General features: G+C 33.8%; 25 protein-coding genes. 10 read left to right on the top strand and 15 right to left on the bottom strand.

Features of this window, described 5'->3' with window-relative positions; translation table 11 throughout:
* Position 1 precedes the first annotated feature (1 nt).
* Positions 2 to 241: a hypothetical protein gene (locus SYN6308_RS02195; RefSeq protein WP_017292797.1), complete on the top strand. Its 240-nt coding sequence runs from the start codon at positions 2 to 4 to the stop codon at positions 239 to 241.
* Between the two features lie 41 nt (positions 242 to 282).
* On the opposite strand, the gene SYN6308_RS02190 is transcribed toward SYN6308_RS02195, so the two are convergent.
* Positions 283 to 645, bottom strand: a complete 363-nt coding sequence (locus SYN6308_RS02190) for a DUF5615 family PIN-like protein (protein ID WP_017292796.1) — start codon at positions 643 to 645, stop codon at positions 283 to 285.
* A complete protein-coding gene (locus tag SYN6308_RS02185) occupies positions 646 to 894 on the bottom strand; it encodes a DUF433 domain-containing protein (RefSeq protein WP_017292795.1) in 249 nt (82 codons plus the stop codon).
* 206 nt (positions 895 to 1,100) lie between these two features.
* Here SYN6308_RS02185 and SYN6308_RS25950 point away from each other — a divergent pair, with 206 nt between their 5' ends.
* The 3 genes from SYN6308_RS25950 (at position 1,101) to SYN6308_RS02170 (ending at position 2,189) form a co-directional block, all read left to right on the top strand.
* Positions 1,101 to 1,295, top strand: coding sequence for a DUF6888 family protein (locus SYN6308_RS25950; protein ID WP_390091410.1), 195 nt, complete (start codon positions 1,101 to 1,103; stop codon positions 1,293 to 1,295).
* The gene (locus tag SYN6308_RS02175) at positions 1,292 to 1,492 is read left to right on the top strand and encodes a DUF6887 family protein (protein ID WP_017292793.1); all 201 of its coding nucleotides are present in this window, start codon (positions 1,292 to 1,294) and stop codon (positions 1,490 to 1,492) included. Before SYN6308_RS25950 ends, SYN6308_RS02175 begins: the two co-directional genes overlap by 4 nt.
* Positions 1,493 to 1,679: 187 nt before the next feature.
* Positions 1,680 to 2,189, top strand: coding sequence for a gamma carbonic anhydrase family protein (locus tag SYN6308_RS02170; RefSeq protein ID WP_017292792.1), 510 nt, complete (start codon positions 1,680 to 1,682; stop codon positions 2,187 to 2,189).
* A gap of 70 nt (positions 2,190 to 2,259) precedes the next feature.
* On the opposite strand, the gene SYN6308_RS02165 is transcribed toward SYN6308_RS02170, so the two are convergent.
* Positions 2,260 to 3,105, bottom strand: a complete 846-nt coding sequence (locus SYN6308_RS02165) for a prohibitin family protein (RefSeq protein WP_017292791.1) — start codon at positions 3,103 to 3,105, stop codon at positions 2,260 to 2,262.
* A 116-nt stretch (positions 3,106 to 3,221) separates the two neighbouring features.
* Between SYN6308_RS02165 and SYN6308_RS02160 the strand changes: the two genes are divergently transcribed.
* The 3 genes from SYN6308_RS02160 to SYN6308_RS02150 all read left to right on the top strand — a co-directional run bounded on the left by SYN6308_RS02160 (position 3,222) and on the right by SYN6308_RS02150 (position 8,020).
* Complete coding sequence (locus SYN6308_RS02160; RefSeq protein WP_017292790.1) at positions 3,222 to 3,659, top strand: DUF4079 domain-containing protein; 438 nt, start codon at positions 3,222 to 3,224, stop codon at positions 3,657 to 3,659.
* A gap of 200 nt (positions 3,660 to 3,859) precedes the next feature.
* On the top strand, positions 3,860 to 5,815 hold the full coding sequence (locus tag SYN6308_RS23210; protein ID WP_017292789.1) for a choice-of-anchor Q domain-containing protein: 1,956 nt from the start codon (positions 3,860 to 3,862) through the stop codon (positions 5,813 to 5,815).
* 288 nt (positions 5,816 to 6,103) lie between these two features.
* Positions 6,104 to 8,020, top strand: a complete 1,917-nt coding sequence (locus tag SYN6308_RS02150; protein ID WP_017292788.1) for an AMP-dependent synthetase/ligase — start codon at positions 6,104 to 6,106, stop codon at positions 8,018 to 8,020.
* Positions 8,021 to 8,079: 59 nt separating this feature from the next.
* Here SYN6308_RS02150 and SYN6308_RS02145 read toward each other — a convergent pair whose 3' ends face one another.
* Positions 8,080 to 8,403 carry a hypothetical protein gene (locus SYN6308_RS02145; RefSeq protein WP_017292787.1) on the bottom strand — a complete coding sequence of 108 codons (324 nt, stop codon included), beginning with the start codon at positions 8,401 to 8,403 and terminating at the stop codon, positions 8,080 to 8,082.
* A 355-nt stretch (positions 8,404 to 8,758) separates the two neighbouring features.
* Between SYN6308_RS02145 and SYN6308_RS25090 the strand changes: the two genes are divergently transcribed.
* Positions 8,759 to 9,121, top strand: a complete 363-nt coding sequence (locus tag SYN6308_RS25090; protein WP_017292786.1) for a four helix bundle protein — start codon at positions 8,759 to 8,761, stop codon at positions 9,119 to 9,121.
* A 91-nt stretch (positions 9,122 to 9,212) separates the two neighbouring features.
* Here the strand turns inward: SYN6308_RS25090 and SYN6308_RS02135 are convergent, their stop codons facing one another.
* The 11 genes from SYN6308_RS02135 to SYN6308_RS02090 all read right to left on the bottom strand — a co-directional run bounded on the left by SYN6308_RS02135 (position 9,213) and on the right by SYN6308_RS02090 (position 19,479).
* On the bottom strand, positions 9,213 to 12,983 hold the full coding sequence (locus tag SYN6308_RS02135) for an Eco57I restriction-modification methylase domain-containing protein (RefSeq protein WP_017292785.1): 3,771 nt from the start codon (positions 12,981 to 12,983) through the stop codon (positions 9,213 to 9,215).
* Positions 12,984 to 12,991: 8 nt separating this feature from the next.
* Entirely contained in the window at positions 12,992 to 13,237 is a 246-nt protein-coding gene (locus tag SYN6308_RS25385) for a putative toxin-antitoxin system toxin component, PIN family (protein ID WP_237741288.1), read from the bottom strand.
* A 23-nt stretch (positions 13,238 to 13,260) separates the two neighbouring features.
* Positions 13,261 to 13,413 (bottom strand): hypothetical protein, encoded by a 153-nt coding sequence (locus SYN6308_RS25380; protein ID WP_017292784.1) that lies wholly within the window; start codon positions 13,411 to 13,413, stop codon positions 13,261 to 13,263.
* A complete protein-coding gene (locus SYN6308_RS02125; RefSeq protein ID WP_017292783.1) occupies positions 13,406 to 13,624 on the bottom strand; it encodes a hypothetical protein in 219 nt (72 codons plus the stop codon). Before SYN6308_RS02125 ends, SYN6308_RS25380 begins: the two co-directional genes overlap by 8 nt.
* Positions 13,625 to 13,684: 60 nt before the next feature.
* Positions 13,685 to 14,002, bottom strand: a complete 318-nt coding sequence (locus tag SYN6308_RS02120; RefSeq protein WP_237741247.1) for a nucleotidyltransferase family protein — start codon at positions 14,000 to 14,002, stop codon at positions 13,685 to 13,687.
* A 187-nt stretch (positions 14,003 to 14,189) separates the two neighbouring features.
* The gene (locus tag SYN6308_RS02115) at positions 14,190 to 14,411 is read right to left on the bottom strand and encodes a type II toxin-antitoxin system HicA family toxin (RefSeq protein ID WP_017292781.1); all 222 of its coding nucleotides are present in this window, start codon (positions 14,409 to 14,411) and stop codon (positions 14,190 to 14,192) included.
* The gene (locus SYN6308_RS02110; RefSeq protein ID WP_017292780.1) at positions 14,411 to 14,650 is read right to left on the bottom strand and encodes a type II toxin-antitoxin system HicB family antitoxin; all 240 of its coding nucleotides are present in this window, start codon (positions 14,648 to 14,650) and stop codon (positions 14,411 to 14,413) included. Before SYN6308_RS02110 ends, SYN6308_RS02115 begins: the two co-directional genes overlap by 1 nt.
* 299 nt (positions 14,651 to 14,949) lie before the next feature.
* Positions 14,950 to 15,324: a type II toxin-antitoxin system VapC family toxin gene (locus SYN6308_RS02105; RefSeq protein ID WP_017292779.1), complete on the bottom strand. Its 375-nt coding sequence runs from the start codon at positions 15,322 to 15,324 to the stop codon at positions 14,950 to 14,952.
* On the bottom strand, positions 15,311 to 15,547 hold the full coding sequence (locus tag SYN6308_RS02100; RefSeq protein ID WP_017292778.1) for a type II toxin-antitoxin system Phd/YefM family antitoxin: 237 nt from the start codon (positions 15,545 to 15,547) through the stop codon (positions 15,311 to 15,313). The genes SYN6308_RS02105 and SYN6308_RS02100 overlap by 14 nt, the downstream gene beginning before the upstream one ends.
* 40 nt (positions 15,548 to 15,587) lie before the next feature.
* The gene (locus SYN6308_RS02095; protein ID WP_017292777.1) at positions 15,588 to 19,151 is read right to left on the bottom strand and encodes a helicase-related protein; all 3,564 of its coding nucleotides are present in this window, start codon (positions 19,149 to 19,151) and stop codon (positions 15,588 to 15,590) included.
* A gap of 145 nt (positions 19,152 to 19,296) precedes the next feature.
* Positions 19,297 to 19,479 (bottom strand): hypothetical protein, encoded by a 183-nt coding sequence (locus tag SYN6308_RS02090; RefSeq protein WP_017292776.1) that lies wholly within the window; start codon positions 19,477 to 19,479, stop codon positions 19,297 to 19,299.
* 314 nt (positions 19,480 to 19,793) lie between these two features.
* Here SYN6308_RS02090 and SYN6308_RS02085 point away from each other — a divergent pair, with 314 nt between their 5' ends.
* Complete coding sequence (locus SYN6308_RS02085; RefSeq protein WP_017292775.1) at positions 19,794 to 20,519, top strand: sugar transferase; 726 nt, start codon at positions 19,794 to 19,796, stop codon at positions 20,517 to 20,519.
* A gap of 245 nt (positions 20,520 to 20,764) precedes the next feature.
* Entirely contained in the window at positions 20,765 to 22,513 is a 1,749-nt protein-coding gene (locus SYN6308_RS02080) for an ABC transporter ATP-binding protein (protein WP_017292774.1), read from the top strand.
* Positions 22,514 to 22,558: the final 45 nt, after the last annotated feature.

Genomic DNA, 22,558 nt, shown 5'->3' with positions numbered 1-22,558 from the left:
GGTGGGCAATGCCCACCATTTACACCCTAAAATCTGGGTACGTTTTGACGGAGAAATAGATAGCGGTAAAGATGGTAACGAATTACAAAAAGAAGAAACTTTAAGCGATGGTAGTATCTGGAAGTATTATCTCGATCGAAAAGTCCGAGAAACTGCTCAAGGGGAACGAATTACTCAGTATATCTACACTACCGTAGGGCGAGTTATTTATAATAAAACTATCATGGAAGCCCTAAGATGATGATTCGATCGAACCCCACATGAAAAGTTGATCGTAGCTCATTAAAAATCTTGAGGTTTACGGGCGAATCTAATTTTTGTTTCGCTGACAACAACATAATTATCTGGTAATTGATTGCAGTATTTTCTTAACAATTTTTCTAAAATTTCGATTTTAATTAATGATCTTTGATCCTGTAAACGTAATAAAATAACTCCTTTGTGGGATCGTTTTTCTTTATATATTTTTTCTCCAAAATCCTTATCATTAGTAATTAAAATCCAATTCTCAATCCATACTTTTTGGATGATTTGTTCGTCACTAATTCCTCTCGCTTCATCAAAAACAGAAAAAACTTCATAGCCTAGACTCCGTAGCCATTTAGCTACGCCACTCCCAGTACATTCATCTACTAAAAAACGCATTTAGGCAACTTCTATTAACGGCATAAATTCAGTATTTTCTAAAGTTTTACTGGCAAACAGTAAACAGGCTTGAATATCATCCCTAGTTAATCCTTCATATTCTTCTAATATTTCTTGTACTGTTGAACCATAAGCTAATAGATTAAGAATATAATCAACGGTTAGTCTTGTCCCTTTAATGACTGGTTTGCCTGTCATTATTTCGGAATTTACAGTAATTCGATTCAGTAGTTCTTCTGGTTTTTTCATCAATTTTTAACAATATCAATTATTATTTGATAAAACTTACTTTTAAAGTTCGATATTACTATCGAGTACCATTATTTAATCACAATTAGGAATATAAAGAATAAGAGTAATGCCGTATATTACAATATTGAAAATCGATCGAACCCTATCCAAAAGCTGGATATTAACTTTAACAAAATAGATTATCATTTAATCACTAATTTAGAATAATAGGAGGTATTTTTATTTTTCCTACCACAAATCAATGTATTAGTTGCGTTCAATTGTGTCTTGATTTAACAGAATTATACATTCCTATTTATTTAGTAAGATTAGATGAAAGAGATCAACGATTAATTATCTTAGCTGGTGAAGAAATTGAAGTCGCTATTGAATTGAATGGAAACTGGAGGTTTTTATGAGTAAAGTTGAATTAACTAACTTAACTACAACTGAGTTGCGAAAATATGTTTTAGAGCATAGTAACGATAAAGAGGCTTTTTATAATTTAGTCGATCGTTTACAACAACAGGAATCTTCTCAAAGTTTTCCTTGTCCCAATAATCCAGAAAATATTAAAGTTATGAAACAAGCTATTAAAGAAAAATTAGGTAAGTAATATAATTATTTGAGTAAAAAGCGATCGAACCTATATTATTAAAAACCGTGATATTTTTGGTGGAAATTGAGTTCAATTTATAAAAACGGTATCTATTAGATGTATAATTGATTACACGGTGGATTATTATATCAAGTTCCTATAATCGATCGTATTTTATAGAATAAGGGTTAAAACCCCTAAAAAGATGAAATTATTAAAAAATATTGATTTTCCTGAATGTGCTTTTATTGCGGAGAATGCCTCTATTATGGGGGATGTGAAAATTGGCACTGGCTCAAGTATTTGGTATAATGCCGTAGTCAGAGGGGATGTGGAAAAAATTATCATCGGGGCTTATACTAATATTCAAGATGGTGCAGTATTACACGGTGATCCTCATAAGCCAACAATCTTAGCAGATTATGTGACGATCGGACATAAAGCGGTAGTTCATTCGGCTCACATTCAACGAGGTTGTTTAATCGGCATTGGTGCGATCGTGCTGGATGGTGTTACGGTAGGGGAAGGCTCAATTATTGGGGCAGGTTGTGTTGTAACAAAAAATGTTCCTGCTCGATCGTTGATGGTAGGTATTCCTGCCAAAAAACTTAGGGAAGTTGGGGAGGAAGAAGCCGAAGATTTAATTAATCATGCTAAAAAATACTATCAATTGGCTTTATATCATGCTGGAAAAAGCGATGATAAGGGATTTTAATTGACATCTGCAAAAATCCATTAAATAAGGGTTGAATATTATTCAACCCCTACGAAAAAATCAATAATCTCTATTTTTCCAAATCACTCATATTAAAGATAAAGGGAATATTTCCATTAGCACTATTACCACTACTAATCAAAACTTTCGGCATTTGTGAGCCTCCTTCTCTCCATGCTTCGATCGCCTCTTTCTGTAGTACGAGGATTCCTCCTTGAGCGCTTAAAGTTTCGGCTAGTAATCTTTGAGCTTCGGCTTTACCGATAGCTCGGTTAATGTCTGCTTGTGCCTGTTGCTCGGCTTCTTGGGCAATATATACTCCTCGTTGCGCCCGTTGTTCAGCAATTTGTTTTTCTTCTACCGCCCTAGCAAATTCAGGGGAAAAAGTCAAATCAACTACACTGGTATCCAATACAATAATACCATACTTATCTAAACGAGAATTAAGGGCGTTATCAAAATCATCTTTTAATTCGGTACGTTTAGTAATGGCTTCCTCTACGGTACGTTTAGCAGCCGCCACTTTAAAAGATTCTTGGGTTTGAGGAGCGATAATTTTTGCTACAATATTTTGTAAAGTTCCTTGAGTCCTCCTAATTTCGACTACTTTTAAAGGATCAAGACGAAAGTTAATGGCAAAACTAGCACTTAAATCTTGTAAATCTTTGGTAGAACTTTGGGCAGGTACTTCAAATTTCTGCACGGTGACATCATAAACATCAACGTTGGAAACAATGGGAGGTTTAAAATGGATGCCCTCCAATAATGCACCATCTTGGGCTTTTCCTAAGATACTTAATACTCCAGCTTGTCCGGGGTTGATGATAATAAATGAGTTAAAACCGACAAATACTAATAAGGCGGCTAAAATTCCCGCTATCAAATTAGATATACTGGTGGTTGCTTGACGTTCCAATTTTCTATACTCCGTTCATTTTAATTATATTTCTGTGTAAATTTTAACATTTCTCTCCTTAATTCTTGTCTTTTATCTTCATCCATAAATTGTTCGATCGAACCTGTTGTACTATTATGAATTTACCGTCTTTTTTGTGGTTATGGAAAATCGCTGCTTGGTCTATGGGATTCACGATCGTGTGTTATCTTACTTTAGGCGTATCAGGTACTTTGTTATTTAAAATTCGTCAGGATAAAACCCCTCCGAAAAAATGGTTAAGACCTTTTCATCGCTCGATCGGGATTATTATGGTAATCTTGATTCTATTATTATTGTCCATCGGTTTACTAGGTACGATCGGGCATTATGGTAGTCTAGGACACTCATGGCATTTAGTCGCTGGATTAGTTATTGTGAGTTTAGCCTTAATCTCTGCATGGAGTTCGATGAACATACATCCAACAAAACCTTGGGCAAGACTTCTTCATGTGAGGGTGAATATCGCTTTATTTTTTGCTCTTTTATTGGTTGGTTTAAGCGGTTGGAGTGTTGTTCAAAAATATTTAGGATAATGGAGAATTGAAAATTGAAAATTGAAAATTAAATATACCCATCAAAGTTATTATCAAAAGTTATAAAAATACTATGGGAAGTTTCTATTAATAAATATTGAGAGTATTCAAAAAATTGTTACAAAAATGCCTTGAGACTATAACATTTAATTAAGGATTAGAAACGACTATTATAGATTATAGATAGAGGGGTAAAAATTATGAGCGTTATTGATATAAATGCGATACAATCTCGATTTGAAAGTACTGTAAATAATTTTGGCACAACATTTAGTACTTTTCTCACAGATGATTTTGTAGAACGAAACTCGTTTATTTTACAAGATATGAACAGTACTAGAACGCAAGTTTACTTGACCGTAACAACTTTGAGGGATCAAAATGACGGTAATGCTTCTAATGGTTTATCTATCAGAGATGCACTTCTCATCGCCCAAAGAGATCCATCCAATGAATATATTATTAATGTACCCCAAGGTTTTTATGAACTGACCATTCAAGGTAATGAAGATTTCCGTTCTCAAGAAGAATCATCTCCTAACTTAGGATTGTTTGATAATTTTGTTCTACGTTCAGGCGATTTAGACATTACTAGCAATGTCACAATTATTGGGGATAGTCCTGAAAATACTATTATTAATGCCCCTCAATTGGGCGATCGAATTTTTGATGTAAAAAATGGCGGTTTTTTAAATCTACAAAATATCACCATCCAAAATGGTCGGACGTTGGGTACTTTTGGACAAGATAACAATTCTACTCTTGAACCTGAATCGTTTTCTGGTGCAGGTATCAGAATTGGAGAGGGGGCTAATGCCAAAATAAACAATAGTATTATTAGAAGTAATGACGCGATATGGGATAGAGAAACCCAAGAGGCGACGGTAAATGGTGGGGGAATTTTTAATAAAGGGATATTAGAAATTACTAATAGCTTGGTGGAAGATAATTTTGCTGATATTAATGGTGGTGGAATTTATAATGAGGGTACTTTACTTATTAAAAACAGTAGTATCATTAATAATGAGGCAAACAATACTATTTTTTACTCCAATAAGATTGAAGGGGGGGGAGGTATCCAAAACTCTGGCATCGGTACAATGACTATTTACAATAGTACTATAGCAGGGAACATCACAACGGCTTCGGGCAGTGCTTCCAGTGGTTCAGAAGATGACACTGGCACATATGTCGCTGGAGGCGGAGGTATCTTATCTGATGGTGGGCAAGTACTGATTGTCAATTCCACGATCGTAGATAATACCGCACCCATCGGTTCTGGAATCCTTATCGATGCTCAACTGGAGACTAATGCAATCATTCCGGCTATATTGCAAAATAGTATAGTTGCTTCCAACCTTCGACTAAATGTTGTAGATGATAGTGTGAGTGTGGGGGCTGATGTTGAAGGTTTTTTTGAGGTGAATAGTTCTAATAATCTCATCGGTAATGGTAACGGGATTTTATTTAATGGTGTTCAAAATAATTTAGTGGGTACTTTTAGTAATCCTCTTGATCCAAAATTGACTTCTTTACAAACTACGGGTTCGGGAATCCCTTTTTATGGATTACAAGAAGATAGTCGAGCGATCGATCGAGGAGATAATACCCTTGCAGTTCCAGTGGGTGCTACAGATCAAAGAGGTTCAAGTCGTATCGTCAATGGCACTGTGGATATTGGTAGTTATGAATATATCGCTCAGAATGACTCATTAAATAACCCTATTTACCGCTTCCAAAATACAGCGTTACCCGGTAGTTATTTATTTGTAGGGCAAGAAGAAAGACAAAATATTTTAAGAAATTACCCCACTTTTAAAGAAGAAGGATTTGCTTTTAATGTCGCTTCCGAGCCGGGTGATAATTTATTACCTATTTATCGCTTTCAAAATACTGTTTTTGCTGGTACATATCTTTATGTTGGCGAGGAAGAAAGACAGAAGGTTAAACGGACTCAGAGTAATTTTGTCGAAGAAGGACTCGCTTTTTATGTATTACCTGCAGGTAGCGGAGAAGGTCAAACGATCTATCGTTTTCAAAATAAAGATCTCCCCGGTACATATTTATTCGCTGGTGAGGGGGAAAGATCTATTATTAATCAAACTTATAGCCGTACCTTCGTGGAAGAGGGAGCAGCTTTTGATGTGCAAATTTAATTTTTTCTGACTATTTTTTTTACTTAATAGACATCGATCGTATTTCTGGTAGAGACGTAAAATTTTATGTCTCTACAATGGTTTTAGCCGTTCAAAATTTAATTTTTCCTAGAAGTCTAATCAGTTGTCAAATTTTCGCCACCTAACCCCCAAAGGGAATTAAAGGGGGATTGTTTCACAAATTATTGAGAATTACTTCATCCAGTTGTTAAACTGTCTATCTATTCTTTCTCAATTCAAATTACACTGACATAATAAGAAAAAGAAATTATTAAAACAAGTGTAGCCATGAATGAAGTTAATAATCAGTATTTTCAGCTTAATTCTTTAGGGGAAATATGGGATTTGGTAGTATCGCAGTTTGGGGATATTATCGCTTTGTCTGATCCTCACAGTCAACCGAAAGTAGAGTTAAATTATCGAGAAGTCGATCGAAATATTAAACAATTTGCGTCAGGTTTGCAATCTTTAGGGGTAGAGTCGGGAGAAAAAATCGCCCTGTTTGCCGATAATAGCCCCCGTTGGTTGATGGCAGATCAAGGTATAATCCGTAATGGGTGTGTGGATGCAGTTCGATCGTCCCAAGCTGATCGAAAAGAGTTATTATATATTTTAGGACATAGTGATAGTACTGTCCTTGTGATTCAAGATTTGGCTACCCTCAAAAAATTAGAGCCAGAATTGAAGGAATTTAGCTTAAAATCGATCGTTTTACTATCCGATGAAGCCATAGAAACGGAATTTGCTCAACCTATCTACAATTTTCAACAGTTTATGGAGTTAGGGGCAAATAATACCTTCACCCCCGTATCTCAAGACATCGATGATTTAGCTACTTTGATTTACACATCAGGCACAACAGGACAACCCAAAGGAGTGATGTTAAGTCATCGTAACCTATTGCATCAGGTGCGTTATTTAGAAACCGTAATCAAACCGTTACCCGGCGATCGAATTTTGAGTATTTTGCCGAGTTGGCACTCCTACGAAAGAGCGGCGGAGTATTTCTTACTGTCACGGGGTACAACCCTAATTTATACCAATATTCGCTATTTTAAAGGAGATTTAAAAGAATATCGTCCTCATTTTATGGTGGGTGTACCTCGTTTATGGGAATCAATTTATGAGGGAGTGCAAAAACAATTTCGAGATGGTAGTAAAAATCAACAAAAAATCGTCTCTTTCTTCCTCTCGGTATCACAGAAATATTTGGACGCTACCCGAATTGCCCAAGGTTTAACCCTAGATAATCTTAACCCTTCTTCGATCGAAAAAATCACCGCCCAAATTACCGCCTTATTGTTATTACCCCTTCATAAGTTAGGGGATAAATTGGTGTATCAAAAAATACGAGACGGCGTTGGCGGTTGTGTTAAAACTTGGATTAGTGGCGGTGGTTCGTTAGCTAAACATATTGATAACTTCTTTCAAATTGTGGGTATTCCCTTGATTGTGGGCTATGGTTTAACAGAAACATCCCCCGTTACCAACGCTCGAAGACTCCACAGAAACATTGTTGGAGCGTCAGGGCAACCGATTACCGAAACGGAAATCAAAATTATTGATTTGGAAACCAAGAAAACCTTACCCGTCGGAAAAATCGGCTTGGTATGTATCAAAGGCACTCAAGTTATGCAGGGTTACTATAAAAATCCCGAAGCCACCGCTAAGGCTATCGATAGCGAGGGATGGTTTGACAGTGGAGATTTAGGTATGGTGACTCCGCAAAATGATTTAGTTATCACCGGCAGGGCAAAGGATACGATCGTACTAAGTAATGGTGAAAACATTGAACCGCAACCCCTTGAGGATGCTTGTGTGCGTAGTCCTTACATTGATCAAATTATGGTAGTAGGACAAGATCAAAAGTACTTAGGAGCGTTAATCGTACCGAATCTCGATGCGTTGCAAAAATGGGCGCAATCACAAAATCTCAATCTAACTTTTCCTGATGCTTCTGCAACTATGGATATGATTGAAAATAGTGATCTTTACGCAAAAGAGGTTTTAAGCCTTTATAAACAAGAATTAGCCCGTGAAGTCAAAAACAGAGCAGGATACCGCCCAGATGATCGAATTGGGGCATTTAAGCTCATTTTAGAGCCTTTTTCTATGGACAATGGTATGATGACACAAACCCTAAAAATTAAACGCCCTGTCATCACCAGTCATTATCAGGATATTATTAATTCTATGTTTGTTTAAGAATGAGTAAGGAGTAATAAGTAAGAAGTAATTGTTAATTGTTAATTGCTAATTGTTAATTAATCTAAGTAGCCCATTAAAAGTAAAACATCGTCAATATGATTAGACGCTACAGGACGATTACCCATAACTTTAAACTCTTGACTAATTTTAAGGTGACTAGCCACGATGGGACGACAACCTGATAAAGTTAACATACCTTTAATATCTAAGCCACTTTTGGTAATAGGGCGTAAACTACCCACGGTTGTATATGTACTAGAAATTTCTAAGTGACTAGGTTCGATCGGACGATTACCATACATTAAAGTAGATTGATTAGCTAGTTTTAGAGCAGACTGGTTAGATTGCTCATGTTCTTGATTTTCCCAATTGTCAGTCATGATTGATTCTCCTAGAATATATTATTTATGATTGAGCCAAGTTTACGAATTAATATATTTTAATCGTTTTTAGGTTGACTTTTTTGCGAAAACTTGATGAGATTTTCATAGCATATGTTAGTTTTATCGGCTCTTCGACTTTGAGTATGATAAATTATTGGTGGAGGTAGGCAAAAGGCAAATGGCAAATGGCAAAAGTTAATTTTATTTTTTTATTTTTGGGAATAGAAAATGTCAGACATAAGTGAGTAGGCAAAATTAATTGTATGTTTACTTTATGAAAGGCAAAAGGCAAAAGGCAAGAGGCAACAAAGATGTAAGTTATTTTAATTAATTTTAAAATTCACAATCTATTTTGCATGAGTACTTAAAAGACTTTAAAGATTTAATAATTTGGCAAAAAGGGATGATAATAGCCGAAAAATGCTTTTTCCTTACCCAAAAATTTCCCAAAGAAGAATTATATGGCATGATTCAACAAATAAGAAGAGCCTCATCATCTATACCAGCAAATATATCAGAAGGTTATGGACGAAGATCCCCTGGTGATTATAAACGTTTTTTAAACATTGCACAAGGTTCAGTTAATGAATTACAAACTTTTTTGATCTTAGCGACTAGAGTTCATTTATGCACGGAAAAAGAGGTAGAATTGATTTTAGAAAATTTAAAAGAAGAAACAAGAATGATTTCATCTCTTATTAATAAACTATCATAATTTATGACCTTTGCCTTTTGCCTTTTGCCTTTTGCCTCACATTTACGATTAATTTATCATAACTACTGTAGAAGAGCCGTTTTATCAAACATTATGAGAAAAGCAATACTGTATCCTTAACAGTTCTGTCTGTAACTCTGTAATCTCTATTTTCCTCAGTGCTGTAAGCTAAAAAAGCCTTTAAAGTTTTCTCCTTAATGTCATCTTTGACAATGGGAAAGGTACTTAAAATATGCTTAAATTCTACCTCATTTAAACCGTATAAATGCCCCACGATCGCATCAATTTCTGCCCGTAAATTTTCCCTTTCTTCCTTATCCGTTACCCCATAATTTCGATCCCCCCTTAATCCCCCCTTGGAAAGAGTTAAGGAATTATTCTCAGTATTTACTCCCCCCTTAGTTAAGGAATTATTCTCAGTATTTACTCCCCCCTTAGTTAAGGAATTATTCTCAGTATTTACTCCCCCCTTAGTTAAGGGGGGTTGGGGGGGATCAACCAAACCAATTTCCTGCGCTAAATCATCATACTCCGCAGAAGTACAAATTAATTTTCCAGCTTTTTCTACTATGTCTTGAAAGTATAAATCTCCCTCCGTTAATCTTGGTATTGGTGTTTGATAAACAAAAAACATTGTTAGATTTGCAGAGACTTGTTGACGCAAAGAAAAATCAAAACAAAAACTATTTAGTAAACAACATAATATTAAAAGATATTTATTATTTTCATAAGATAAAGAAACATTTAAAGAATGACCACAATAAACATTTTTCGGTATAATTGAACTAATAAAAGTTCTGGAATCTGTACTTCTTGCGATCGATCGATAAGCTAATCTATAGCATTGATAATCTAAAATTTGCCCCTCATCAACCCCATTTTTTCCTAACACGGCTTTTCTTCCTTCCTTCTCCTCAATCCAATAGCGAGGTTGAGCAAAATTATGGATAAATTGATGAATCATCTTCCCTTCATAAAGAGGTAATCTTCCCTTTCCTGCCTCCGTTTTAAACAAATAACTATCATTTGTCATGTCAAATTCACGGGTTAACTTTAAATTCCACTTGTCTTTTATTTCCTCTCCTAACAAGGGAAAACGAGCCATTTTTTTCGCAATTTCGATGTCTAAATCGCTCTTAAATTCCATAATGGAAAGGGAATCAGGAGACAATTTTTTAATTAAATCCACATCCATAATAATGGCACTTTCATCGGGAAAACTGTTTAATTCTGACACCTCATGACGCATAAACCTAGCAGGGAAAGACGTTGTACCCATCAATGGTAGGGGCGAACGGCCGTTCGCCCCTACAAAGTTTTCAAAGGTTAAAATCACAAACTTAAAATTTTTATGCACACCCTCAAAAATAGCCTTTTTATTTTCAAAGCAAAATAACCCCGTAATGGTAGTTTGAGAAAACAACATTTCTCGCAGTTGTTTAGTGCCTAAATCTGTATAAATACCGCTAGGAATAACTATACCACATTCCCCATTTTTTGCCAATAAATTAACACATTGTTCTAAAAATAACTTATATAAATTAATATCTGTACCCTGTTTTTTGCCATTAACTACAGAGATTTGATTTTTATATTGTTCAGCACTTCTAAAATATAAACTAACATGGGGATATTGACTTTGATAAGCTAACCAAGCCTCGGCAATTTCTGGATTTTCTAATAACTTTTTCTGTTGTTTTTCAAAAGTCTTAATATCCATTTTATTTTTAGTCACCAAGTCGCTATATTCGGCAAAAAATTCCTTAGCTTGAGGTTTAAAAATCTCCCAAGGAGGATTACCTAAAATAATATCAAAACCACCCTTTGCGATGATTTTATCAAAGTGATAACCCCAATGGAAAGGCTTTAAATTTTCTACATCTTTCATGGTTAAAAGTCGTTTTTGCGGTTTCCCTTTCAACTGCACCTGTTCATATTTTATCCCCAATTTTAGGGTAAATTCATCTAACAATAATTGATTTAACTTTTCATTAGATTCCTGATTAACTTTTTCGATATGATTGCGCAACATTTGCAAACGAGAATCTTGATCTGTACCTTCGATTTCTTCTGTTTTAAAAGCGTGTTCTTTATATTTTTTAATACTCTCATTTTTTTCTGCTAAAATCTTTTGATATTCAGAGGAAGCAATGAGATTTAATAGGTTTCCCTGCACAGTTTTCTCCCCCCTTACTAAGGGGGGTTGGGGGGGATCACTCTTAGTTTTAGATCCCCCTAAATCCCCCTTAACAAAGGGGACTTTTACTGTATCAAAAGCATTGCCATCCACCCGAATTAAACCGATTAAGGAATTACCCGCCATGATGTTAAAATCAACGTTAGGTAAAGGCTCTAAATCTGCTACCGTTTCCGCACTAGCAACTAAACTTAAAAACAGTCTTAATTTAGCGATTTCTGTGGCTTCTTCCATAATATCAACGCCGTATAAGTTATCGGTAATAATGCGTTTTTTGATATAGTATTCGAGGGAAGGATGACTATTTTTAATCTTAGTTAATCGCGCTTTATTTTTCTCATTTCCTGATGTTTTAATCCAGTCAAAAATGGCGGTATAAACTTTAATTAAATGATGTAATCCTGCCACCAAAAAAGCACCACTACCACAGGCAGGATCAAGAATAGATAAGTTAGGTAAAATATCATCTAATAATAGGTTACAAATCTCATCGGTAAAACAAGCATCTTGCTGGTTAGTATTTTCTGATAGGTTAGAATCTTGTTTTCCCCACAGGCTAGAAGCCTGTTTTACCCAGTTGGAGAGATATTTATTGATGGTTTTTTCACATAAATAGTTAGTAATTTCGGGTTTGGTATAGTATGCACCAAAGGCTTTTTGATTGATATATTTCTCAAAGATATAACCTAAAACATCGGGGTTAATTTCGTTTTCATTACCCGTTGGAGTGTCGTCTAAATGCCATGTATAACTAGCAAATAATTGTAAAATATCACTAAAGGCTCGATCGTCGATCGAAATTTTATTTTTGTATTTCTGCTCAATAATATGGGGTAAAAATAAACCGCCATTAAGATATTTAATATCGCCAATTAATTGAGTAACTACTTCACTTCTTTGATAGGCTCTTTTCCCGAATCCTTCAAAGAATAAACTTTGTAAAAATTCCCTATAAAATAAGTTTTCTCCTTTGAGTTTGCTTTGTTTTAATTTATCTTGTAAATAGTCTTTATTATCCTTATCAAGAAAACCTTTTTTCTGTAAAAAGTACACAAACATTAAACGATTAAGGATAACGGAAGCATACCAATTTTTATCTTTGATGTCATCAATGCCGTTAATAAATTCAACAAATTTTCGATGTTCTAGTTGAAATTCCGTAAAGAATTTTTTAGTAACTTTTTCTATATCAAAGGCTTTTTTGGCTTTTTCTTTAACGTTTAATAAACTTAAATTATCTTCTTCTGCTAAACTAATACTAATAGCTTCTAATGCGTCTAATAATACTCTTTTTTTACTGCTAGAATATTCGATTACTCTGGTTTTTAATACTTTATTACCTTCTTTTTTTGTCCATTGCCATTTTTGATTTTTGTCTTGGGATGAAGCATAAATAATCAAATGCTCATAGGAATATTTACTAATTTCTTGATCAATCTTTTTCAGTATAGGGGAAAGGGGTATTTTCTGATTTTCTAAGATACATTGATAAGTAATAAAACCTCGTTTTTCGGCAATGGGAGTTAAGGTAAATATTTGCTCATCAACAGTGATATATTTTTCGGTATCATCTTGGGGATAATCCCATCCTAATTCTTCAATAAAAAGAGATTCAAAATCGGTTCGATCGAGGTATTTGGTAATATTTTTCTGGTTAATTTTCATAATTTTCTCTAATATTTAATATTTAATATTTTAAGAAAAAGATCAGGCTTAATAATTGTGATATTTTCAAAAGGATTTAATACTAATAAATCCTGATCTCCTGTAATAATAAAATCAGCTTTACCACTAACGGCTAATTCTAAGAATTTATTATCTTTAGCATCTCGACAAATAGTAATAGTTTCTGTAACTTTTATTATTTGTGCCTTTTGTCTTAATTCAGTTAGAAAAATTAATCTTTTTTCTAATGTTATATATCTATCAAATTTTGAACGAATTAAAGTTTGAGAAATTTCTGTAAAATTGTTTCAGATATTAACAAAGTTTCTTTTTTTGTGACTCTATCAAAAACTTGTTGCGATGTTGATAAAGATGATAATAAACCACTAATTAAAACATTTGTATCTAAAATAATGCGTAGTTTAGTCATCTTTTAATAATTCTGTTAATATTTCAGAAGTTAAACCGTTTATTTGTGCTTCTTGACGAATTTGACTAACAATTTCTTCAAAACTAGATGATTTTAAAATTTCTTTAAGGATAAAATTACAAATTTTAGTGGCATTTTCTTGTTTATTAACATCAGCAGATTGATATAGTTGGGCGACTTCTTGATCTACCTTGATTGTAATTGTTTCCATTTGTTTTATTTCCTTTTACATTTATTAAAACATTATAACCTTATTTTGATAATTCTTAAACTATGAGACATAAATTAAATCTTTTTCTACATTATTAATGATTTGAGATTTGAGCATTTTTTTTGTCACTAAATCCACAGATAAACCAAGATTATCTTCAAAGAAAAACTTTAAATCCATATATCGATCGAAAGTAACTTTATCTTCAAATTCTACCAATAAATCAACATCACTATTAATCGTACATTCGTCTCTAGCAAAAGAGCCAAAAATTGCGATCGCGCAGCGCCACTTCGTGATCGAACTAACACCATAACTTTTAATAGTAGATAAATTTTGTTTAATAAAATTAATTAAAGATTCTCTATTTATATTCAATTTACCAAACCAAATTGACAAATTTGATTACAACTATTAATTATATCATCAAGTTTTAACATAAAATCTATTATTTTTTTTCAGAATAAATAAGAGGTTCGATCGAGGTATTTAGTAATGTTTTTATGGTTAATTTTCATGATAATTATTAATAAAGATTTATGATAAACTTTTATTTAATTTTCGTTTAAATTTTGAGAAAAATATCTATATCAATATTGGCTTGTTTTAAAATATTTTTTAGTGTACCTTCTTTTATTTCTCGATGATGAGGAATCGTTGTTTTAGCTTTAGTTTCTGGATTAAACCAAATCTCATGATCTCCTTTAGCATTACGATAAAATTGAAATCCTAATTTATTTAATTTTTGAGTGACTTTTTGATATGAAAACCCCGATAATCTGCCCATTATACCTCCATTAATAAAGGATATTCAATAATATTAGGAATATTCCGATTAATAGTTAAATTCGAGGTTTCTTTTTCTAATTCTAATAATATTTTAGCTACATCTTCAGCAATTTCAATTACTTCTTTGATAGTTTTACCCTCAGCTACTAACCCTTCTAAATCATCACTGGTAGCAACAAAATATTCTTGATTTTTTTCGGTAAATTTTTCAATTTTTAGTTTAATTAATGTTTTCATTGTTCCCTCATAGCATCTATTTTATGAATTTAAAATTTCCTTAAATCTTGAGGTTTTATCTTTAATCTTTGATAAATTAAAGAATGATTATTGGCTATCTTTAACATAAAATCTATTGTTTTTTTTGCAATAAATAATAAGTTTGCTCGAAGTATTTGGTAATGTTTTTATGGTTAATTTTCATATTCATATTCATTCAAATTAACAATAGCAGTTAAACTTTTCATAGTTTAGTCTTATTTGTTAACTATTTTAGCTAATAATAACAGATTTTTCTCATAAATTTTTAGTCAATTCTCTTACCATTTGGCATGATGATAGTTAGCTAAAATATTGTTATCTTTTGTGATGAGTATGTCATAGTTAATTAAAGCATTAGCAACAATTAATCGATCGAAAGGGTCTCTTGTCCAATTAATAGTTAAAGCCTGAGTTATAATAGAATTAAAACTGCGTTGACAAATATTCAAACCGATGCGAGTGGATAAATCATTTAAAATGTCATCAGCAGAAACTGTTACTCGTTCAATTTCGTAAAGATATTGTAATTCTAGTCTGACAATAGGGGAAATATAAATTTCTTCTTGATTAATTAAAGACTTTGCCGTGTCACTTATTTTTTCAATCAATCCCCCATAAAGCCACACCACCACATGAGTATCAAGGTAAATCAAGATTTATTTCTCCTTCCCAAGTTAAATTAACAATATCATCAGGATTACCACAAATAACATCAGGACGTGAGATAAGATTATCTAGTTTATGCACTTTTTCGACAGGAGTGATTTGTAGAATTTTGCCACCTCGATTAATCTGTATCGGTACACCGGTATTTAGCACTTCATCGAGTAGATTATAAAGGTTTTTTCTGAGTTGGGTGGGGGTTAAACTTTTCATAAGCAATTTAACGTACATTATTTATATTATAGAGTCGGCATTATGTGAATAATCCTAAAGAACAAATAATTTGATTGTCTCTAATCTGTTTATCTTCATGGGTGACACATAAAGCGGAATCCTCCCAAAGAGACACCACCATATTCGCTAATTGTTCATCTTTAATTCCACTCCTTAATTGACGGTTTAAACGGGAGAGCGAACTTTCTCTGAGGGGATACTTATAGATGTCTTCCACAGCTTTGATGAGATTATCCCATTGTTGCCCTTGAGCCAAAAGAGGAGTATGATTTTTGATGTAGTCAATATAGCCATTAAGACGAGTATAGGTTTTAGCCCTTGCACCGTTAGGGCTTCCCAATTTACCGCCTCCTGCCATTTTCTTCTGCTGTTGAGCGATAATGTTTGCCCCTTTATCCACTAAATCAAAATGTTTTGGATGACGTGCGATCGGTTTAGTCTCCAATTCACAACGGGCAAGGCGTAAAATACGGCTTTGAGATTGAGTAACACTATTACCGTTTTCATCCACATAGGCTAGGGCATCTACTCCATCGCTAGTACGCATATACATTAAAACACCGTGAGGATTTTCTGCCCCTAAATCCCCAACTTTGGGGACTTTTTCGTCTTTCTCCCCCTTTGTTAAGGGGGGTTGGGGGGGATCAAACCTTTTAGTAGAATAAATAACATTAGGTAACTGCTCGATTTTTTGGGCAATGTCGGGATGTTTTTCCTTTGCCGACTCCCAAATACTCAAGGCTTCTGAGACTAAATCCACCTCGTTATCTTCCACATCATCGAGAATACCTGCTTTTTCATGGTATAAATCCAACACAATATTATCATTACCCCCCTCAAAAAATACCTCATCTGTGCCAACAACTTCTGCATTTTCCTGTAAACGATTGATTAATCTTCCCCGTAAATTAATTAATTCTTCCACTCCATCAGCAGGTAAGAAAGAATAACAGAGTATTTCATCAGCAGTTTGTCCTATTCGATCGACTCTCCCCGCCCTTTGGATTAAACGAATAATCGCCCAAGGTAAATCATAATTAACGATAATGCGACAATCTTGGAGATTTTGCCCTTCTGATAGTACATCTGTTGCAATTAAAACCCTTAATTCTTGTTGGGGAGGAAAATTTTTATTATTACTTTTAGGGCTAAAACGTTGAGCCAGAATAGTAGGATTTTCTGATTTACCCGTAGCACAAGCAAAGTTTGTTAATCCTAATTGAGTTAACTTTTCTTTTAAATAATTAACAGTATCAGCAAATTGAGAAAAGATTAATATTTTTTCTTCGGGATAAGTTTTCGTAATTAATTGGTGTAAAGCTAATAATTTTTGGTCATTTTTAGTTGTCCATTCAGGGGAGTTATTTAAGATTTTTAGTAAATTATGAGAGTCATCTCGTAAATGGGTAACTAAATCTTTGTTAAACAAATTTGCTCTAATCCACTTAAATCTTTTTTGATATTTAGTTTTATAAATTTCATAAACTTTCTGAGCTTTTTCTTGATAAGATCCCCCCCCGCCCCCCTTAACGAAGGGGGGAGTAACTGTCCCCCTTTCTAAGGGGGATAAAGGGGGATCACCTTCTAAATCTTCCTCACTATCTTCATTTTGATAATCAATATCTAAGTTATGACTTAAAGTAGAATCAGTATCTTCATCATTTAAAGTAGCTGAAAATAAGTCCACATCCTGCGTACCAATGGGAATATCGAACCCTGATTCTATGGCATAAAGATAAATATAATTCCTTAAAATATGCCGTTCGATCGACTCAATAAAAGCATAACCGCTACTTTCTAATCTTTTAAATAAATTAGTACGACAAAAACCGATTAAATTTCTTCCTGCACGGGATAAACTATCTAATAAATCTTTTTCTTTAGTTGTTAATAATTTCTCAGAAATAGTTAATTGATAGCTACCTAAAGCATAACGGGGTAAATTAAGATTACTAATAATATCTACTACTTCAGAAGAATAAAGTTTAGCATAAGGATCATTTTCTCCTAGTTTAAAGGTAGCAGTTTTGGGTATGCGATCTGGAAAATAAGAACGACTACCATCAGCAAATTCTAAATATTTTCGATCCCCCCTTAATCCCCCCTTTGAAAGGGGGGCTTTTTTGTCTTTCTGCGTATTTACACCCCCCTTTGTTAAGGGGGGCTGGGGGGGATCAGACTTGGCATAATTATCCCGAATAAAACTGCGGGTACGGCGCACCATATATTTACTCATTAATTGTTGCCAATCCTCTGAAGATTCGCTGTTTTCAAAGGCTTTTAAGGTACGAGGGCTAATATCAGGATGTTGAACGGCAAAATTAGTATTTCTTAATAGTTCTTCTGGTCTTATACCTAAATCTTCATCTTCTCCTACAAATAATCTTAATTGTGCCGATAAATCAAGGTAGCTTTTATTGTAGGGAGTAGCGGTTAAGAGAATACAACGGCTTCCACTTTGCTCAATATAATCTTTAATACAAGCATATCTTTTTCCTTCTCGGTTGCGTAGGTTATGACTTTCATCGATCAATACCAGTCGAAATCTAGCAGGTACATTCTCTAATTCCTTTTCTACCATACTGATAGACAAAATCTTTGCTCTTAAACCATAATTATCCCGATAACTCTCCCACATCGCCACCAAATTCTTCGGGCAAATAATCAAGGTACTAAATCCAAAATCGTCCTCTAATACCCGTGCGATCGCAGTTCCTACCATAGTTTTACCTAAGCCTACCACATCCCCAATAATGACTCCCCCCCGGCGATTAACGTGATGACAGGCGATTTTAACAGAGGCTTCCTGAAAGTCAAATAGTTTAAATTGTGAAGGAATAGCGTATTGACTTAAACCATCCCTTGCTTCAGTAGAAAGATGATAAGCCATTTTCAGATAAATGTAATAGGGAGGAATTAATTTTTCTGTTGCCCAACTTTCATCGATAATATTTGCTAATTCTTGACTAATATCAATACACCATCTATCATTCCATCGATCGTTAAACCATTCCTGTAGCTTATTAGTGGCATCATGATCTAAGACATCAATATTTAATTCACCCTGATTTTTTAACCCTGACAAAGTGAGATTACTACTGCCTAAATAACCGATAATCGGTTGATCTCTGTCATTTTTGTAAAGTAGATAAAGTTTAGCATGGAGAGGATAACGTAAATGGAGTTTAACTTTGACTTTGTTGTTAAGAAGCTGTTGTCTTAATTGTTGTAAACCTTTTTCATCAACACTGGAAGGAATCCCTATCATTAACTGCTCTCGAAATTCACGAGCTACAATAGTTTTCAAATCATTAATTCTTCCCTGCGAAATGCCAGTGTCTTCCTTACTTTTGAGTATTTTTAATTCTTCATAAAGTTGAGTTGACGGTAATTTTTGCATCCCAATTAATACCCGACACCGTTGATTATCTTCCCCAGAAAAACTCTCTATTTCATTGGCAATTAATCGCCATCCTCTCAGATTAAAATAGCCGACACAAAAGTCTGCACCATAAGCTGAATCAATGCTATATTTAAGACCTTCTAATAAGTCTCGATCGATGTTATCAAATATTCTCGGCATAAAATTTACTCCAATTTTTACAAAAGTTTGATCGACAATAAAGAGTCGGGGTAAAGGTTATCTAGGAGAAAATCAGCTACAGTACCCCTGCTATGGTTATCCCTTATTCCTGATGTTAATAGTGTTGGTTGGTTCATTCTTAACCTCATTTATTAATTTGTACAGGAATAGAGCGAAAAACAGAACTACCGCCTACTTGACGGATATTGACATCGATAACAGAGTTACTAGCGTTAACAGGAGTAAAACTAGCTAACTCAATTACAATCATCACCAGACTTATGGCAATGACTGTCAGAATGATTTTTAGGGTTCGATCGTTTTTCATGAATTTTCAATAAATTGCACTTCTATCTACTTATCAGTGGCGAATTAGCAATTTATGCAGTAATCTCTAAAATTCTTTCTATATTTATTAGTTCGATCGAACATTTCAAGTTTTCTGCAATGATTCTATTCCTTAGTAATGCTGACTAATGGCTTTTTTGTATTTAGATAAATGTTTATCAAAAGTTCTCTTAAATCAAATATACTTAGTTAATATTTTCTAAAAAGTCTTAAAATACTAACAATAAGAAAAATATTGTTTTGAAGTGCGATCGTACTGTAAAATAATAGTTTATCACGGTGTGAAGGAGTAAAATGACAGCAAATAGCCAACTGGTATCAGCCAAAGTAATTCAGAATTTGGCAAGACGAGGTTTAGTAAATATATCTCGTGTGCCAAGTAGAGAACAAAAAATTAGACTTACCAAAGCATTTTTTAAACGAACCTTTGATATTGTATTCTCAGCTTCCGTATTAGTGGTTTTCTCGCCACTATATCTGATTTTAGCAATCTTAATCGCTATTAGTTCCCCCGGACCTATTTTTTATGCTCAGGAAAGGGTAGGGAAAAACTTTAAACATTTTAAATGTATCAAGTTTAGGACAATGGTAGTTGATGCCGATCGAGTCTTACAAGATATGCTAGATAAGTGTCCAGAAAAACGTCAAGAATTTGAAGATAATTTTAAACTAAAAGATGATCCACGCATTACATGGATTGGTAAATTTCTCCGAATTAGTAGTTTAGATGAATTTCCTCAGTTCTTCAATGTTCTTAAAGGTGACATGAGTGTAGTAGGTCCTCGTCCTCTTGTGCCTGATGAATTACATAAATACGGCAGTAAAATGGATAAGGTGTTAACCATCAACCCCGGTTTAACAGGATTATGGCAAGTATCAGGAAGAAATGATATTCCCTATCCTCAGCGTGTTTTAATCGATGTTTATTACGTCAATCATCATAACTGGTTTTTGGATATATGGATTATATTAAAAACTATTGGTGTTGTTCTTTTTCCTGAAAATAATGGAGCATATTAATTAATGAAGAATGGAGAAGGTCGAATTAAATCGTTTTCAAAAATTTTGAGTTCAATTTATTGAACTCGATCACGTTAGCCGTGTAATTCATTACACGGTGGGTTATTAATTTATCTGAAAAACAATGTCTGGAAGATTGCTTCGTTACCTCCCAAAGACATAATAAAGGTTGCTTCGTGGCTCGAAAGGACATAATTACGTTATCATTGCAGAATATCTAATTATTCATTTCTTTATTCAAATAAATGGTTAATACCTCACGGCTGAAAAAATTAATCTCCTATTTAAAACCTCATCTTGATAAGTTGTATTGGGGTACTTCGGCTTTATTTGTTGTTAATATTATTGGGGTTTATATTCCTTGGTTAATTAGGGATATTTTTGATGATTTACAAGAAAATTTTGCGATCGAAAAAGTGATTGGTTATGTCATTATTTTATTTATTTTAGCCTGTATAATGTGGGCAATTAGGATGTGGTCGAGGGTGTTAATTTTTGGCATTGGGCGACAGGTAGAATTTGATTTAAAACAAATTATTTTTGAGCATTTATTAAAGTTAGAACCTGCTTATTTTAGTGTTAATAGTTCTGGGGATTTAATTAATCGTGCCACCAGCGATGTGGACAATATTCGCCGTCTAGTGGGGTTTGCTATTCTTAGTTTAATTAATACTATTTTTGCCTATGCTTTAACTTTACCAGCAATGCTTTTAATTAATGTAAATTTAAGTTTAATGGCGTTGACTATTTATCCTTTAATGTTGTTCACAGTTCAGTTATTTAGCGATAAATTAAGGCTTGATCAATTAGAAGTACAAGAAAAATTGTCGGATGTTAGTGAGTTAATTCAAGAGGATATGAGCGGTATTGCTCTAATTAAAATTTATGGGCAAGAGGATAACGAAAGAAAAGCTTTTGCTAAAAAAAATAATGGGTTATTAAAGGCTAATTTAAAGTTAGCTCAAACTCGTAATTTATTATTTCCTGTTATTCAGGGTATCGCTAATATTAGTCTTTTAATTTTACTCTGGTTTGGTACTAGCGACATTGAAAAAGGTTTAATTACTGTGGGGGATTTTATCGCTTTAATTATTTATGTGGAAAGATTAGTTTTTCCTACAGCTTTATTAGGTTTTACCATCACTACTTATCAACGAGGAGAGGTAAGTCTCGATCGAATTTCTGCTATAACTAATGTTGAACCAAAAATCAAAAATAACCCTGATTCTGTTAATTTATCTAGGGAAGAAATTAAGGGAGAAATTAGGGCAGTAAATCTTAATTATCGTTATCCTAATAGTAAAAATTCTGCTTTAAATAATCTCAGTTTTACCATCAAAGCAGGGGAATTAGTAGCGATTGTGGGCTTAATTGGTTCGGGAAAATCCACCCTTGCTAATGCGATTCCTCGTTTATTGGATATTGAGGCAGGGCAATTATTTTTAGACGGCATCGATATTACTACCATTAATTTAACAGATTTACGCAAATCCATCGCCTATGTACCGCAGGATAGTTTCCTCTTTTCTACTACGATTAGAAATAATATTGCCTACAGCAACCCTATAGCAGATATGATGGAGATTGAAAATGCGGCAAAACAAGCGCAAATTCACCCAGAAATTATGATTTTTCCCAAACAATATGATACTTTAGTGGGAGAACGAGGAATAAGTCTTTCTGGTGGGCAAAGACAACGTAGTTCGTTAGCAAGGGCTTTATTTGCGGATGCACCTGTGTTAATCTTAGATGATGCGCTTTCTAGTGTGGACAATAAAACCGCTACTCAAATCTTAGAAAATCTACAACAAGAAAAGGGTAAAACAACTATTTTCATTACCCATCAATTATCGGCGGTACAAAATGCCGATCGAATTTTTGTCATGGAAGATGGTAAAATTGTTCAATCTGGCAATCATAATGAATTATTCAACCAAGAAGGTTTATATAAATCCCTTTGGCAGAAACATCAACTAGAAGAAATTTTAAGTTAGACGAATTTTATTTTATTTTGTCATTACGAGTTTACGAAGCAATCT

It is taken from the genome of Geminocystis herdmanii PCC 6308, assembly GCF_000332235.1.
In the GTDB taxonomy this organism is placed as follows: Bacteria; Cyanobacteriota; Cyanobacteriia; order Cyanobacteriales; family Cyanobacteriaceae; genus Geminocystis; species Geminocystis herdmanii.
This window is presented reverse-complemented; position numbering and strand designations above follow the sequence as displayed.